This is a genomic window from Lysobacter sp. Root76 (assembly GCF_001428685.1).
GTDB lineage: Bacteria > Pseudomonadota > Gammaproteobacteria > Xanthomonadales > Xanthomonadaceae > Lysobacter.
Map to the genome: position 1 here is coordinate 90,182 of NZ_LMIK01000001.1, position 14,368 is coordinate 104,549.

A 14,368-nucleotide genomic window follows, 5' to 3' on the forward strand; every position below is an offset into this window, starting at 1 on the left:
GGCGGCCCAAGAACACGAAAGGGCCGGAAGCCTCGATGGCTTTCCGGCCCTTCTGAGCCTTGCCGAAACGGGACCCTTAGCGCCCGTCTTTGTCCGCGTCGCCCGGCATCGCGCGCTCGATGTAATGCCAACCCTCGCGCACGGCGTGCCTGGCCTCGTCCCAGGGCAGACGCGATGCGGAGCGGGTTTCATCCCACTTGCGCTGCAGATCGCTCTCGACGGAGTCGAAGCTCCTGCCGCGATACGTTCCGTAGGTGTCGTAGCCGTACTTGTAGGCCGGCTCGTAATCGCTCCATTCGCGCCCCGAAATGTAGGTCGGGGAATTCCGGTATTCGTTGCGGAAATAGGTGACGTACTCGGTCGGGTTGACCGCTTCCGCGATCGAATCGCCGGCCTTGGCGCCCACCACACCACCGACTACCGCTCCCACCGCACTGCCGGCGGGTCCGGCGGCTGAGCCGATCGCCGCTCCTGCGATCGCGCCCGCAACCGCACCAGTGCCTGCACCGACGCTATGGTCTTTTTTGACATCGCTCATTTCGCATACTCCTGTGGGGGACCGGCGCTAATCGGCACCGGCAAATCCACTCTAGGCATGCTGCGGAATAGGAGCGTGAATTGTCGTGGCAGCGCCGATGGAGCGTTTAGTTTCGATTGAAGGAATTGCAAAAAATGTGAAGGATGATGAGGTGAATAGCGCTCACACGGCGTCGCGGACTCGGGCCTTCTTGATCGCCGACAGAGCCGAGTAGTACCCGCCCATCAGGGTTGAGCGCGCCGAGTATCGCTGTGTTCCGATGTCCCGGCTGCCTACGCTCGCCGCCTTTATCCCGCAGCCAATAAGCGCAAGGCCAACCAAGCCGGCACGCCGACATAGAACGCCAGACGGCCCAGCCATTCCAGCGCGTCCCGCAGGGCGGCTGCGTGCGTGGACCGCAGCGCCATGGCCAGCACGACGACAGTTTCGATCGCGACCCGCAGTAACGCGGCGAACAGCATCAGACCGATCGACCACGACGCCCACCAGATCAGCAATCCGCTGAGGTAGGCACGGAGCCCATAGCTGTAGTACTCGCCGAAGCTGCCGCCGAAGGCGATGACCTGATGCAGACGGAAGGCGACCAGCGCCAGCAGCAACGGGAACAGGGCGAACTTCAGCAGCGCATGGTCCAACCGGGGCCGGCGTGCGTCCGCGCGCGCCTGGGCCAGGTCCGCCAAGCCGCGCGCGAGGCCGCCCTCCCAGCGCTGCGGCACGCCGGTCGCGGCCAACATGCGTTGCAATGCGTTCGGGCGCGTCAGCGCCAGGCAGCGCGTCCAGCGCGGCCCTTCGGCCAGGCGCACGTCGACGCCGCTGCGCGGCAATGGAACGCGCCAGGGCCGTAGCGCGGCGATCGACGCCACCGGCATTTCGATCCGCTGCCGGCGTTGCTCCAGCACCAACAGCGGGCCCTCGACGCGCGCTTGCGCGACGAACGCGCGCCCGATCGCCCACGCGGCCACGAGCGGCGCCACCACGGCGGCGGCGAACAGCCCGAGCTGCGACAGCGACTGGATCTGCAAGCCTGTGCGCAGCAGCATGTCGAAGGCCAGCCACAGCAGCCCCGCGCCCGCGCCCAGCCTCAGCGCGCCGGCCAGCGCACGCCAGAACGGTGTGAACACGACGACCTCGACCGTCGATTCCGCCTCCGGCACGGGCTTTGCACGGCGCCGCGAGGCTTGCCACGCGGCCAGCGCCGCCAGGCCGAGCAGGAACGCCGCAGCCGCGCGCCCTACCCAATCGCCCCAGCGCACCATCAAGGTGGGCGATGGATCGCGGGCGCTAACGAAGGCCGTCAGCACCGCCTGGTCGCCCATCGAAGTGCTCGCCAGCACTTCGCCGGTGTCGTCGATGATCGCGCTGAGTCCGTTGGTGGTGACGCGCACCTGCGGCAGCCGCGTTTCGATGCTGCGGAAGGCGGCGACCGCCAGGTGCAGGCGGGCGCCGACAGGATAGGCGGTGAACCAGGAGTCGTTGGACATGCCGACGATGGCCTGCGCGCCGAGCCGCGCGCCGTCGATGGCCAGATCGCTGTGCACGTCGTCCAGGCAGATCAGCGGCACGACGTTGACCTCGCGCCCGTCCGCGCTGCGCAACGGCAGCACGCGCGCGCCGTCGCCCGGCCGCCAGCCGCCGGCCCACGGCAGCCAGCGGCGCAACCAAGGCCCATCCAGCCAGGCCGGCACGTACTCGGTCAGCGGAAACGGATGGGTCTTGCGATAGGCGCCGAGCATGCCCTTGGCGGGCTCGAGGAAGGCGGCCGCGTTGTATTCGCCCTGCCCATCCCGGTCGTAGGTGCCGAACACCAGGGGCACGCCCGCGGCATCGACGAAGCCCTGAATCTCACGGTCCAAGGCTGCGCCGTCCTCGCTGCGCGGGCTGCCGAAGCTGGTGGGGTACACGGTTTCCGACCACAGCAGCACGTCCGCATCGTGATCGCGGATCGCCGACCAGGACAAGGCGTAATGCGTGTCGAGCACGTGCCGGACCACGGCGTACGCGCCCATTTCCCGGCGCAGCCGCTCATAGTCGGTGATGCTGGCCTGGACCATGGCGACGCGCAGCGTCGGCGCATCGTCGACCGGAGGCGCCTGCAAGGCGGCCCGCCGCACCAGGCCGTAGCCGGCCATGCAGGCGACGATGACCGATGCCAGCGCCAGCGGCCGCAACAGCGTGCGCGCGCCGCGGCCGCGCTGCTCCATGGCGAAGGCCACCGCCTCGTTGATCAGCAGCAGCAACAGGGTGATGCCCGCCGCGCCGCCGAGGTCGGCGACCTGACGCAGCACCGCGGACGAAAACAAGCCATGCCCCAGCGTGTCGCCCAACAGCTTCGGCGCCAGCCACTCGCAGGCCACCCATGCGCAGGCCGCGGCCAGTGCGCGTAGTACCGGCCCGTAACGGCGCCCGGCCCACTGGCGCACCAGCGCGAACGCGATGAATTGCGGTTGCAACAACGGCGCCGACACGAGCAGCGCCACTGTCCCCGTCGACGCCCCGACCCCGGTGTAGGCGCCGATCGCGGCACCGAACCAGTGAAACGCCGCCGCGACGAAGGCAATGCTCATCAGCGCGGCGTTCGCCGACACGCGCAGCATGGTCCTGTCGGTGGCGAGCACCAGCAGCCACGGCACCAGCGCAACGAAGCCCAGCCCCCAGGCGGGGCCGCCGCGAGCGTACAGGCCGAGCAAGACAGCGGTGGCGAGGATGCCGGCGATGCTGCGCCAGCGGGACGGAGACAACCGTTCCTTGGTCAAGTCGAAGAACTCCGGGTCGCGGTCTTAGCGCGGAGGAATGCGGATCTGCCGCAACGGCATTCCGGGCGGCGCGAGCGCCGGCGGCACGACGCGGTCGGGCGGCATCGCAATCGGCCGGCCCTGGCGGTCGTACAGCGTGAAGTCGGGCGAGAACATCAGGATCGGCTCGATCGGAACGCCTTCGTCGGTGACCTGATGGTGGCGGACATAGCCCTCGGGCAGTTCGAAGCCTTCCGGCACGGCCAGGCCGAGCAGCGGCGGGCTGGTGCCGGGCGGATTGAACGCGCCCAGGCCCGTGCGGACCCCGGCTTGCTGCAAGGCTTCGATCACCTGCGCGCCGGTGGGTTCCGGATCGCCGGGTTGGAAGTAAGCGGCCAGATCGTCGGGATCGTTGCTCGGCATCGCCTGCGGTTCCTGCGGCGACGCGGCTTGCAGCGCGACGCGCGTGGATGAAGGTCCGCCGTCCGCCGGGATTGCCGCCGCGTCGCGATCCACGCCCGCCTGAGCGACGACGGCATTCGTCGCCTGCGCAGGTTCGGGCATCCGCAGCCACCACACCAGCGCCGCAGCGACCACGACGACGACCAGCACCGCCCACGGCAGCATCCTGCCGCGGGCAGTGGGCGTCTTCGGGATCACACGCAAGCCCTCGCCGTCCGCTCGGGACGACGGGGCTTGCGGATGGCGGCGCTTGGCCACGGCTCTGTGCTCCGTCGGACTCGTACGTCAGGGATTGGCCGGCTGATAGACCGACAACGCCCAACCCATGCGCTCGTGGCCGTACTGGTTCCAGATCGGGCTGCGGCCATTGCTGAAGCTGGAGTAGCGCGGTGCGCCGCTGCCGGTGCTGCCGCCCCACAGGCCGGCCGACACCGTGCCGCCGGTGTAGGTCGGATGGGTGTCGTCGGACTGGATGTAGTCGAACGAGCTGGAGGACGAGACGAACTTGGTGTTGGCGTCGCGCAAGGTCGGACGCAGCGTCACCGCGGTGCGGGTGATGTAGCTGGCCTCGCTTTCTCCGGATACGTAGCGCAGCGCGTCGGAATCGATCTGACCGTCGCCGTTGCTGTCGTAGTCCGCGCCCATGTACTGGGCGAAGCTGTCCGCGCACTGGAAGCCCTTCTGGCGGGCGTACTCGCACATCCAGTAGTTCATCTTGGCCATCGCCGGCAGGAAGCGGTCGCGCAGGTTCACGGTCTGGCCGGTGCTGGCGTCGCGGCACGAGCTCTGCACGTTGTCGGCGTTGTAGCCGGGGTAGTACAGGTTGGAAACGATCTTGAGCTTGGTGTTGGCGTGGGCGTTGACGTTGATGTAATCCATCGCCGCCGCCACGTAGGTCTTGCAGGAATTGACCGCCGCATCCAGCCCGCTGTAGTCGCAGGTGCCGGTCTGCGACTTGAAGCTCGAACGCGCCTGCAGGCCGTCGTTGCCGCACATCTCGAAGCTCACCACGCGGGTGGAGGCGGCCTGCATGTAGGAACGCTCGGCGACGATCTTGTTGTTGTAGACGTCGCTGGCCACGGCGCCGGACTTGGCGCGGCGGATGCTTTCGATGTCGGCGTTCCAGCGCGCCGACAGGTATTCGGCGTCCACGGTCGGCGCCGAGTAACGCGCGGCATTGCTGATCGAGCCGTTGTAGCCGGCGAAGATCGAGTCGCCGTAGGCGACGACGCGGTACTTGGTGCTGGTCCCGGCCCGGTCGATGGTCCACGACACATTCTGGTTGAGCGTGCTGGCCATGGCCGGGGCCGACAGCGCGAGCAGCGCCACAGCCGAGAGCCACCGCCCCGCCCTATTGCGGAACAGAGTCTTCATCCTTAATTCCCCTTCGAGATGGTGCGCCACGGACACCGGCTGGTGTCCGATGAGAAAACGCGAAACCCAACTGCGAAACTCGACTCACGATGAGAACGCCCCGAGCTTCGGGCATCCCTCCCCCCGCCATCGCCCCAGACGCTAGCGTACGGTCCAGGGTCGCGCAATGTGCGCTGCAACAGCCGCAATGGGCTGCATCACGTTTCCGCACATGGGCGGGAGAAATCCATAGTTCCAGCTGAGGACTCCACGCATCGACGCGGACGCAAAGCGCGAAGCTTCGCGTCCGCAAGCCGCAACGACCAAGTCGCGAGCCCAATCGCATCAAGCGCAAGACGTTCCTGCCCGATGCCCGCGCATGCAAGCCCGAATCCGCCTTCCTTGCAGCCAGATCACGTCGCCATAGCAATTCCTGTGTTAATAGCGAGCCCTTGCGGTATTCCAATAGCCATCCGCCCATCGGGGACGTAGCCAATGGAAGAAGACTCTCCGCTCAAGACCCGGGTAAGCCGGCGGCAGGTGTTGATCGCCGGCACCGTATCGGCCGCAGCCACGACCCTGCCCATGATCGCCACCCTGGCCAACGAGGCCACCGCATCCGCGGAAACCAAGCCACCGGTGATGTCGAAGGTCGGCTTCGAGGTCAACGGCAAGCGGCACAGCCTCGAACTCGACACGCGCACCACCCTGCTCGATGCCTTGCGCGAACACCTGCGCCTGACCGGCACCAAGAAGGGTTGCGACCACGGGCAATGCGGCGCCTGCACCGTGATCGTCGACGGGCGCCGGATCAACTCGTGCCTGACGCTGGCGGTGATGCACGAGGGCGCGCGCATCACCACCATTGAGGGGCTCGGCATACCCGGACTCCTGCACCCGATGCAGGCGGCATTCGTGAAGCACGACGGTTACCAGTGCGGGTACTGCACGCCGGGACAGATCTGTTCGGCGGTCGCGATGATCGATGAGGTGAAGGCCGGCATCCCCAGCCACGTCACCGAGAATCTGCAGGCGAAGCCACGATTGACCGCCGCCGAGGTGCGCGAACGCATGAGCGGCAACATCTGCCGCTGCGGCGCCTATTCCAACATCGTCGACGCCATCGGCGAAGCGGCCGGAGGCCTGTCATGAAGGCCTTCGCCTACGAACGCGCGCGCACGCCGGCCGAAGCCGCGGCCGCCGTGGCGGCCACGCCGGGTGCGCGCTTCATCGCCGGCGGCACCAACCTGCTGGACCTGATGAAACTGGAAATCGAGACGCCGCCCCATCTGGTCGACGTGAACGGCATCGGGCTCGACGCGATCGCCAAAACCCGGGACGGCGGGCTGCGGATCGGCGCGCTGGTACGCAACACCGACCTGGCGGCCGACCGCCAGGTGCGCCGCGATTACCCGGTGCTCGCGCGGGCGCTGCTGTCCGGCGCGTCCGGACAGTTGCGCAACCGCGCGACGACCGCAGGTAACCTGCTGCAGCGCACGCGCTGCCCGTATTTCTACGATCCCCACCAGCCTTGCAACAAGCGCCGTCCCGGCAGCGGCTGTTCGGCCCTGGAAGGCTTCAGCCGCCACAACGCCATCGTCGGCACCAGCCAGGCCTGCATCGCCACCCATCCCAGCGACATGGCGGTGGCCATGCGCGTGCTCGACGCCGTCGTGGAAACCGTGGACCCGCAAGGCCAGTCCCGCAGCATTCCCATCGCCGACCTGCACCGCCTGCCCGGCGACACGCCACAGATCGAGCACAATCTGAAGCCCGCAGAGCTGATCACCGCGGTCACCCTGCCCAAACCGGTCGGCGGCCGGCAGATCTATCGCAAGGTGCGCGACCGCGCGTCGTACGCCTTCGCGCTGGTGTCGGTGGCGGCCATCGTCCAGCGCGACGGCAGCGGCCGGGTCGCGCTGGGCGGCGTGGCGCACAAACCGTGGCGCGTGGACGCCGCCGACGCAGCCATGCCGCAGGGCGCCAAGGCGGTCGCCGCGGCGCTGCTGGATGGCGCGCGCACCACCCACGACAACGCCTTCAAGCAGCCGCTGGTCGAACGCACGATCGCCGCCGTGCTGGTCGACGCAGGGAGGTCCGCATGAAGTTCGACCAGCCCGCGACCACCAATCCGATCGACCAGGGCAAGGTGATCGGCAAGGCCACCGATCGCATCGACGGCCCGCTCAAGACCACCGGAACCGCCCCCTACGCCTACGAGCGCCACGACGTCGTGCCCAACCAGGCCTACGGCTACGTGGTCGGCGCCGGCATCGCCAAGGGCCGGATCGCCCTCCTCGACGACAGCGCCGCACGCAAGGCGCCCGGGGTGCTGGCGGTGGTGACGGCGAAGAACGCCGGCAAGCTCGGCAAGGGCAAGTTCAATACCGCCAAGCTGCTGGGCGGGCCGGACATCCAGCACTACCACCAGGCCGTGGCGGTGGTCGTCGCCGAGACCTTCGAGCAGGCGCGCGCCGCCGCGCAGACGATCCGGGTGGACTACGTGCGCGCCAAGGGCGCCTACGACCTGGAGAAAGCCAAGGCCGGCGCGATCGCGCCGAAGAACGAAAAGCCCGACAGCGACGCCGGCGACTTCGCGACGGCGTTCGAAGCGGCGCCGGTCCAGTTCGACGGCACCTACACCACGCCGGACGAATCGCACGCCATGATGGAGCCGCACGCCTCCATCGCCGCGTGGGACGGCGACCAGCTCACTGTTTGGACGTCGAACCAGATGATCGACTGGGGCGTCGGCGATCTGTCTGCCACCCTGGGCATACCGAAGAAGAACGTGCGCCTGATGTCGCCCTACATCGGCGGCGGCTTCGGCGGCAAATTGTTCCTGCGCGCCGACGCGTTGCTGGCGGCGCTGGGCGCCCGCGCGGCGCGGCGGCCGGTCAAGGTCGCGCTGCAGCGCCCGTTGATGATCAACAACACCACCCATCGGCCGGCGACTATCCAACGCGTTCGCCTGGGCGCCGGCCGGGACGGCAAGCTCACCGCCATCGGCCATGAAAGCTGGTCCGGCGATCTGCCGGGCGGCGGCCTCGAAGTGGCCGTGCAGCAGACCCGCCTGCTCTACGCCGGCGCGAACCGCATGACCCGCATGCGGCTGGCCACGCTGGACCTGCCCGAAGGCAACGCGATGCGCGCACCCGGCGAAGCTCCCGGCCTGATGGTGTTGGAAGCGGCGATGGACGAGATGGCCGAAAAACTGGGCATGGACCCGGTCGAGTTCCGCATCCTCAACGACACCCAGGTCGACCCGGAGCAACCGCAGCGCCCGTTCTCGCAGCGGCGCCTGGTCGAATGCCTGCGTACCGGCGCCGAGCGCTTCGGCTGGAACAAGCGCTCGGCGAAACCCGGCAGCGTCCGCGACGGGCGCTGGCTGGTGGGCATGGGCGTGGCCGCCGCGTTCCGCAACAACCTGCTCACCCGGTCCGCCGCCCGCGTGCGGCTGGACGACAAAGGTATGGTCACAGTCGAAACCGACATGACCGATATCGGCACCGGCACCTACACGATCATCGCCCAGACCGCCGCCGAAATGATGGGCGTGCCGCTGCAGCGCGTGGCCGTGCGCCTGGGCGATTCCGCCTTCCCGGTCTCGTGCGGCTCCGGCGGGCAATGGGGCGCGAACAACTCCACCTCCGGCGTGTACGCGGCCTGCATCAAGTTGCGCGAGGCCGTGGCGCACAAGCTCGGCTTCGACGCCGCCACTGCCGAATTCTCCGACGGCCGCGTGCGCGACGGAACGCGCCAAGCCTCACTGGCGGACGCGGCGAAGGACGGCGAACTGGTGGCCGAGGACGCCATCGAGTACGGCGACCTGGACAAGAAATTCCAGCAATCCACCTTCGGCGCGCACTTCTGCGAAGTCGGCGTGGACGCGGCCACCGGCGAGGTCCGGGTGCGCCGCATGCTGGCGGTGTGCGCGGCCGGCCGCATCCTCAACCCGAAATCGGCGCGAAGCCAGGTCATCGGCGCGATGACCATGGGCGTGGGCGCGGCGCTGATGGAAGAGCTGGCGATAGACAAGCGGCTGGGCTATTTCGTCAACCACGACTTGGCCAGCTACGAAGTACCCGTGCACGCCGACATCCCGCACCAGGACGTGATCTTCCTCGACGAGACCGACCCGATCTCCTCGCCGATGAAGGCCAAAGGCGTCGGCGAACTGGGCATCTGCGGCGTCGGCGCGGCGGTGGCGAACGCCATCCACAACGCGACCGGCTTCCGCGTCCGCCACTACCCGATCACGCTGGACAAGCTGCTCGATCACCTCCCGGCGTGATCGCGGCGGCGCCGCCCGGCAGCCGCCGCCCTGGCCCGCGCGACCTCGCCGTCGCGGCCCGGCACGACGCTCGCCGGGCCGCTATTGCGCAGGAACGGCGGACCCAGCCCGTCGAACGACAGGATGGATCGATTTCATCCGCCGCTTCCAACGGCAGCGCTCGAGGCCGCGCTAGGCCGCGCGTCCTCGGCCGCGGAAGAAGGAGATCGCCGCCAGCACCAGGAACACCACGAACAGAATCCAGGCGATCTGGGTGGCCGCTCCGGCAATGCCGGTGAATCCGAGCACGCCGGCGATCAAGGCGATGACCAGGAAGACCAGGGCGTAATTGAGCATGGCGGTATCCTCATTGGACCGGTGATCCATCGTCCGGCAGCGACCGCTATGGCGCCGTATACGCGGACAGCCCTTCTCGTGGCGAGGCCTTAACGCTGCCGCGGCCCGCCACGCCGCTTTACGTCGCGGCCAGCCGCGCTTCACGTATCGCGCATCAAAGCCGCCCTAGGCTGGAGGCCGCCGATTCGGCCCTGCGATGGCCATCATGACCCGCCGAAAAACCTTCAAGATCGCGACGTTCAACGTGAACGGCATCGGCGCCCGCCTGCCGCATCTGCTGGCGTGGCTGGCCAAGGAAAAACCGGACGTGGTCGCGCTGCAGGAACTGAAGGCCTCGGATGCGGCGTTCCCAGCCGCGGCGCTGGAGGACGCAGGCTATGGCGCCGTTTGGCACGGGCAGAGATCCTGGAACGGGGTGGCCTTGTTGGCGCGCGGGCTGATACCGATCGAGAGCCGGCGTGGCCTGCCCGGAGACCCCGAGGACGAACAGAGCCGGTACATCGAGGCGGTAGCGCACGGCATCGTGGTCGCCGGCATCTACCTGCCCAACGGCAACCCGCAGCCCGGCCCCAAATTCGACTACAAACTCAAGTGGATGCAACCGCTCAGCCGCCGCGCCAAGACCTTGGTGGCGCTGCCCGATCCGGTCGCGCTGGTGGGGGATTTCAACGTCATCCCCACCGACGAAGACGTGTACGACCCCAAAGCCTGGCGCAAGGACGCCCTGATCCAGCCCGAGGTCCGGGACGCCTATGGGCGCCTGCTGGATCAAGGATGGACGGACGCATTGCGCAAGGTTTACGGCGACCGGCGCATCTATACCTTCTGGGACTATTTCCGTCAGCACGCCGAACGCGACCGCGGGCTGCGCATCGACCATCTGCTGCTCAACCCGGCCCTGGCCAAACGCCTGCAGGACGCGGGCGTGGATCGCTGGGTCCGACTGCAGGAAAAAGCCAGCGATCATGCTCCGGCCTGGGTCGAAGTCGGTTTGGTCTAACCTGCGCACGTCGCGACGCAATCGTGACCGCTGCTACGGAAGGCCGACCATGCACTCACCGTTGCCGCCGAAAGAAACCGGATTGCGGCAGCCCTTCGGACCGACGCGGACACCAAAAAGCAGGAAGCCCTGATTTCGTGGGATTTTCCGCCTTTCGCGGTCCTCTCGGGACCGTTTTATGGTGGAGATGGGCTCCCCCAAATTGGGCGCTGCAAGGCTGATTTCGCGCAGGGTTCGACTTCTCTACAACGATTCAATGCCCCCAGATGTGCCCCCAGCAGATCGCCCTCGACACTGCTCATCAAGCGGATCTAGAAGACATGCGAGCCGACACTACTTCAGCCGAACGGTGTCGAACAGATAGTTGACGAATTCCTGATGAAGGCCCTCCCCCAAGGGCTCGCCGTCCTCATTCACAAGATGAACTCTGCCCTTTTTCACCATCTCGGTCGCCCCATCAATGATGCTTAGAGCACTCACCAAAAGTCCTCGAAAGCATTCATTTAGAACGGCGCGCACCGCACTACTCTCGACACCGGCTTTCTCAAAAGCTTCACGCATGCGGATACAGCCGTCTTTTTCCTCCATCCATAGCAGGTCTGCTTTATCCGCCGTAAGGGAGTCCGTAGATGTTTGCGACCAGGCATCAAGAACCACTGCTAGATCATGAAAAAAATCTGACTTCTCAACCATAGCTAAAACCTCAGTATCCCAGCCAAATGAAATTTCCGCCGTACTAAGCACTCATGCCCGTCATCTGACTGCCGCGCGCGAGGACGGTCAACGGCAGAACAACAGGCATGGCATGAGCAGCAAGGCAGCCAGCCACCTTCCTATTTACGAAGAGCCTCGCTGAGCCGATCCTTTGCTAGCTTATCCCCCTGACTAGCTGCCTTCTCAAGCCAAAACCTCGCGCGACCTGGCGCATACCTGTCCTGAGTGGGATCCATATAGCTCATCCCCGCGTTGTACTGGCCCACCGGGTCGCCATTCTCGGCCGCAAGCGAAGAAATCCCCCTAACCATCCATAACCTCCTGGGTAGAGCTTCATCCGGCCCTGATGGCAATCGAGCCGATTCTCAAGCGGAGTCATTAGCACCCTGGCTTTTGACCTATTCAATTGGCCCGTCGTCGACGAGCAGCCAGCGACCATCTCCCCAGTTGTACAGGAACTCAACTTTTCGATCGGAAAGGACTTGTCCATTGCGCATGACCACACCCTTAAGCCAACCATGTTTGATCGCAACTTCTTTTCTCGCAGTCGCCTCATACACGACAACCTGAGAGAATGATTTGTAATCACCATCAGCTCGATAGGTAACGGTGGGTACAACATCGATCCCAGAGGGCACCCTGACCTTCGCAAGCCTCCGAAAGTCATCCTTGACAGTCGCGTCGCCTGGATATCCTTCGCAGCCGCAAGCAAGCAAGACAAAAGCTGCCAACGTCGCACCCTGTAGTGTCTTGTAAGTTATTTCGAACATGCCCGAGCGCACCCTTGATCAAGCCGCCGCTGGTGGCCAGCATCGAGGCCGAGGTTACCGGCGCTGTCGCGGATGTAGCTGAGTCAGACATGCCCAGAAATCGCTCCAGCAATGCAAATCACGCCGGACCTCAACGGACTGAGCAAATCGCAATTATTCGAATGGGCAAGCCAAACCCTGAAGCCATGAGCACCCTAAGCTAACGCCACACCAATATCTTCACTTATCTTCTCGGGCAAATATTTTCCCTAAAAGCAGACCTATCGCATAGAACTCAAACACACCGAGAAGAACTGCCATCCCACATTCAATGTCCGACCTCAGCTTATCAGGCCAACCCCATAGCCCTTGAAAATAATCAGCCAAGATATCATCGACAAGCCGCTCCCGATATTGCAGGTGTCATGATACAGCCGGCAGAGTCCTGCCCGCCCTTGAGAGCATCACGCTCAAGACGCGCCACTTCCTCCGCGGAGAATGCAATAGTCATCAGACGCACTAGTAGGCGGAGGACTGCATGCAGGAAAGCTAGCTCCAATAGCAAGCAACAAAAAGAACATTCACTGGAAACGGGAATTAACTCTCACCCCCTTCCCTGCAAAAAGTAATTCGCCCCCTACTGGCCCTATTAGCCTGCTATCCCTGCTTATCTCGCGGAGGAATTCCGGCAACCAATGCAGCCGCTGCAATGACCGCTGAAAGAGAAAAACGAAACCAATCGAGCCCATTCCTATACGCGACAATGCCGCTGATAAAGTCGCTGGTCGAGTACATCTCTGCTCGAGGCGCCTGCGCGACCACCCTTACTGCAGCATCCATATAAAAGTACAACAAAAATGCTGACCAACTCGCAATACCAACCGCATAGATTGCCCGGGTCGCCCCTCCCTTTCCAGAAAAGGCCACCCACAGACCAAGCAAAAAAACCAATGAAGAAATTATAAATATAATCATGATCACTCTCCGCATCCGCAGGAATCGATAACTCCAGAGCTTACCTCCCTGGCCGCCATTTCGGCGCCAGCATTAATATCATCAATGCTATCTCTATCCCAATTTGATTTGCCGTCAATGTAATCATACAGAACGCCACCAGCCCTAACTCCGAAATAGCCATTAATTCCGTAATAGATTCCGGCGTAGCCAGCAGCGAAATTTCCGAAAGCGGCAGCGCTATAAACTTTCCCTCTTATTCTAAAAGTACTCTCCTCCTCTCTATTCTTGTAATCGAAATATCCGCCACCAGCATGCCCCTTGAACGCATTCCAAGTTCTTATTGTAGGATTAGAATCAACAAGAAACCTTCTCAAAGGATTTTTTGACTTATTAAGGTTCAAAAAAACCTCTGCCAATATAGAGCGCGTTTCACATTCATCATAAGCCTCTAAACCATAGGGATCCGAATAATGCAAGGGACTCCCTTTGGAATACGCATATGTTGCTGCGCCTCCCTCAAGTCCTATCGGATCCGACTGCACATACCGCCCACTGCCCGCATCGTAATCCCGGAAGTAGTTGTAGTTCAGGCCCGTCGCCGCGTCATAGCGCTGGCCCGGGAAGCGCATATCGAGCACGAAGTTCGTGCTGTCCAGATCCGGATCCTGATTCGGCGGGCTGTTGCCGAAGGCCTCGCCCTGTAGCGCCCAGGTCCAGATGGCGACGTCGCGGGTGCGGTCGATGACGGCGCGCGGGGTGCCCAGGTGGTCGGGCTCGATGTAGTGCAGTTTCTGGTTGGCGCCGGCGCCGGCGCCGGCCAACAGGCCGACGGGAAGGTCGTCGAGCCAGATGGCCTGTTGCAGGACGGCGCCGTTGTGGTCGTAGTCGCCCAGCCAGCGGCCGGATTCGTCGTAGACGGTGTAGGTGTTGACCGCCGGCGTGCCGCCGCTGCCGTCGGGGTTGCCGGTCGTGCCCGGGATGGTCGATACCACACGCTCGCCCAGAGCGTTGTAGGTATAGCTGCGCACGATGGCGCCGCCCTGCTGGACGCTGCTCATGCGGTCGTCTTCGCCGTAATTGAGCTGCTTCGCCGAACCGCCAATGGCCGTGGTGTTGCCGACGCCGTCGTAGGTGCGTGCGATGCCGCCGGCCGAACTCAGGCGATGGCTGCTGCCGGGATAGGTGAACGCGGTGGTGATGCCGCCGTGCAGCAGGCTGGTGCGGTTGCCGGTN

At 64.8% G+C, this 14,368-nt stretch carries 13 protein-coding genes; 4 read left to right on the forward strand and 9 right to left on the reverse strand.

All coding sequences use genetic code 11. The features are described from left to right. Window positions 1–76 precede the first annotated feature (76 nt). The 4 genes from ASE10_RS00310 to ASE10_RS00325 all read right to left on the reverse strand — a co-directional run bounded on the left by ASE10_RS00310 (window position 77) and on the right by ASE10_RS00325 (window position 5,106). On the reverse strand, window positions 77–538 hold the full coding sequence (locus ASE10_RS00310) for a hypothetical protein (RefSeq protein WP_082559597.1): 462 nt from the start codon (window positions 536–538) through the stop codon (window positions 77–79). Between the two features lie 287 nt (window positions 539–825). Further along, a complete protein-coding gene (lnt, locus tag ASE10_RS00315) occupies window positions 826–3,291 on the reverse strand; it encodes an apolipoprotein N-acyltransferase (protein WP_056305494.1) in 2,466 nt (821 codons plus the stop codon). Between the two features lie 24 nt (window positions 3,292–3,315). Next, complete coding sequence (locus ASE10_RS00320; protein WP_157480948.1) at window positions 3,316–3,990, reverse strand: hypothetical protein; 675 nt, start codon at window positions 3,988–3,990, stop codon at window positions 3,316–3,318. Between the two features lie 27 nt (window positions 3,991–4,017). Further along, entirely contained in the window at window positions 4,018–5,106 is a 1,089-nt protein-coding gene (locus tag ASE10_RS00325) for an SGNH/GDSL hydrolase family protein (protein WP_055901734.1), read from the reverse strand. Window positions 5,107–5,580: 474 nt separating this feature from the next. On the opposite strand from ASE10_RS00325, the gene paoA reads away from it, so the two are divergent. Genes paoA through paoC form a run of 3 tightly spaced genes read left to right on the forward strand, consistent with a single transcriptional unit; the run spans window position 5,581 to window position 9,379 of the window. Continuing rightward, on the forward strand, window positions 5,581–6,237 hold the full coding sequence (gene paoA, locus ASE10_RS00330) for an aldehyde dehydrogenase iron-sulfur subunit PaoA (protein ID WP_056305499.1): 657 nt from the start codon (window positions 5,581–5,583) through the stop codon (window positions 6,235–6,237). Beyond that, a complete protein-coding gene (locus ASE10_RS00335) occupies window positions 6,234–7,190 on the forward strand; it encodes a xanthine dehydrogenase family protein subunit M (RefSeq protein ID WP_056305501.1) in 957 nt (318 codons plus the stop codon). Before paoA ends, ASE10_RS00335 begins: the two co-directional genes overlap by 4 nt. Beyond that, entirely contained in the window at window positions 7,187–9,379 is a 2,193-nt protein-coding gene (paoC, locus tag ASE10_RS00340; RefSeq protein WP_056305502.1) for an aldehyde oxidoreductase molybdenum-binding subunit PaoC, read from the forward strand. Before ASE10_RS00335 ends, paoC begins: the two co-directional genes overlap by 4 nt. A 171-nt stretch (window positions 9,380–9,550) precedes the next feature. On the opposite strand, the gene ASE10_RS19345 is transcribed toward paoC, so the two are convergent. Further along, on the reverse strand, window positions 9,551–9,715 hold the full coding sequence (locus ASE10_RS19345; RefSeq protein WP_082559598.1) for a DUF1328 domain-containing protein: 165 nt from the start codon (window positions 9,713–9,715) through the stop codon (window positions 9,551–9,553). 205 nt (window positions 9,716–9,920) lie between these two features. Between ASE10_RS19345 and xth the strand changes: the two genes are divergently transcribed. Continuing rightward, on the forward strand, window positions 9,921–10,715 hold the full coding sequence (xth, locus tag ASE10_RS00345; RefSeq protein WP_056305646.1) for an exodeoxyribonuclease III: 795 nt from the start codon (window positions 9,921–9,923) through the stop codon (window positions 10,713–10,715). A gap of 333 nt (window positions 10,716–11,048) precedes the next feature. Here the strand turns inward: xth and ASE10_RS19860 are convergent, their stop codons facing one another. The 4 genes from ASE10_RS19860 to ASE10_RS20870 all read right to left on the reverse strand — a co-directional run. Continuing rightward, on the reverse strand, window positions 11,049–11,408 hold the full coding sequence (locus ASE10_RS19860) for a hypothetical protein (RefSeq protein WP_157480949.1): 360 nt from the start codon (window positions 11,406–11,408) through the stop codon (window positions 11,049–11,051). Window positions 11,409–11,827: 419 nt separating this feature from the next. Beyond that, a complete protein-coding gene (locus tag ASE10_RS19865; protein WP_157480950.1) occupies window positions 11,828–12,199 on the reverse strand; it encodes a hypothetical protein in 372 nt (123 codons plus the stop codon). Window positions 12,200–12,835: 636 nt separating this feature from the next. Then, window positions 12,836–13,153, reverse strand: coding sequence for a hypothetical protein (locus ASE10_RS19870; protein ID WP_157480951.1), 318 nt, complete (start codon window positions 13,151–13,153; stop codon window positions 12,836–12,838). A gap of 2 nt (window positions 13,154–13,155) precedes the next feature. After that, window positions 13,156–14,367 (reverse strand): RHS repeat-associated core domain-containing protein (locus ASE10_RS20870; RefSeq protein ID WP_235567527.1); only part of this gene is annotated, 1,212 nt, incomplete at its 5' end. Window position 14,368 lies beyond the last annotated feature (1 nt).

Coding starts and splice junctions, on each gene's coding strand:
- ASE10_RS00310 (WP_082559597.1), bottom strand. CDS start 538: ATGAGCGATGTCAAAAAAGACCATAGCGTCGGTGCAGGCACTGGTGCG.
- ASE10_RS00325 (WP_055901734.1), bottom strand. CDS start 5,106: ATGAAGACTCTGTTCCGCAATAGGGCGGGGCGGTGGCTCTCGGCTGTG.
- paoA (WP_056305499.1), top strand. CDS start 5,581: ATGGAAGAAGACTCTCCGCTCAAGACCCGGGTAAGCCGGCGGCAGGTG.
- ASE10_RS00335 (WP_056305501.1), top strand. CDS start 6,234: ATGAAGGCCTTCGCCTACGAACGCGCGCGCACGCCGGCCGAAGCCGCG.
- paoC (WP_056305502.1), top strand. CDS start 7,187: ATGAAGTTCGACCAGCCCGCGACCACCAATCCGATCGACCAGGGCAAG.
- ASE10_RS19345 (WP_082559598.1), bottom strand. CDS start 9,715: ATGCTCAATTACGCCCTGGTCTTCCTGGTCATCGCCTTGATCGCCGGC.
- xth (WP_056305646.1), top strand. CDS start 9,921: ATGACCCGCCGAAAAACCTTCAAGATCGCGACGTTCAACGTGAACGGC.
- ASE10_RS19860 (WP_157480949.1), bottom strand. CDS start 11,408: ATGGTTGAGAAGTCAGATTTTTTTCATGATCTAGCAGTGGTTCTTGAT.
- ASE10_RS19865 (WP_157480950.1), bottom strand. CDS start 12,199: ATGTTCGAAATAACTTACAAGACACTACAGGGTGCGACGTTGGCAGCT.
- ASE10_RS19870 (WP_157480951.1), bottom strand. CDS start 13,153: ATGATTATATTTATAATTTCTTCATTGGTTTTTTTGCTTGGTCTGTGG.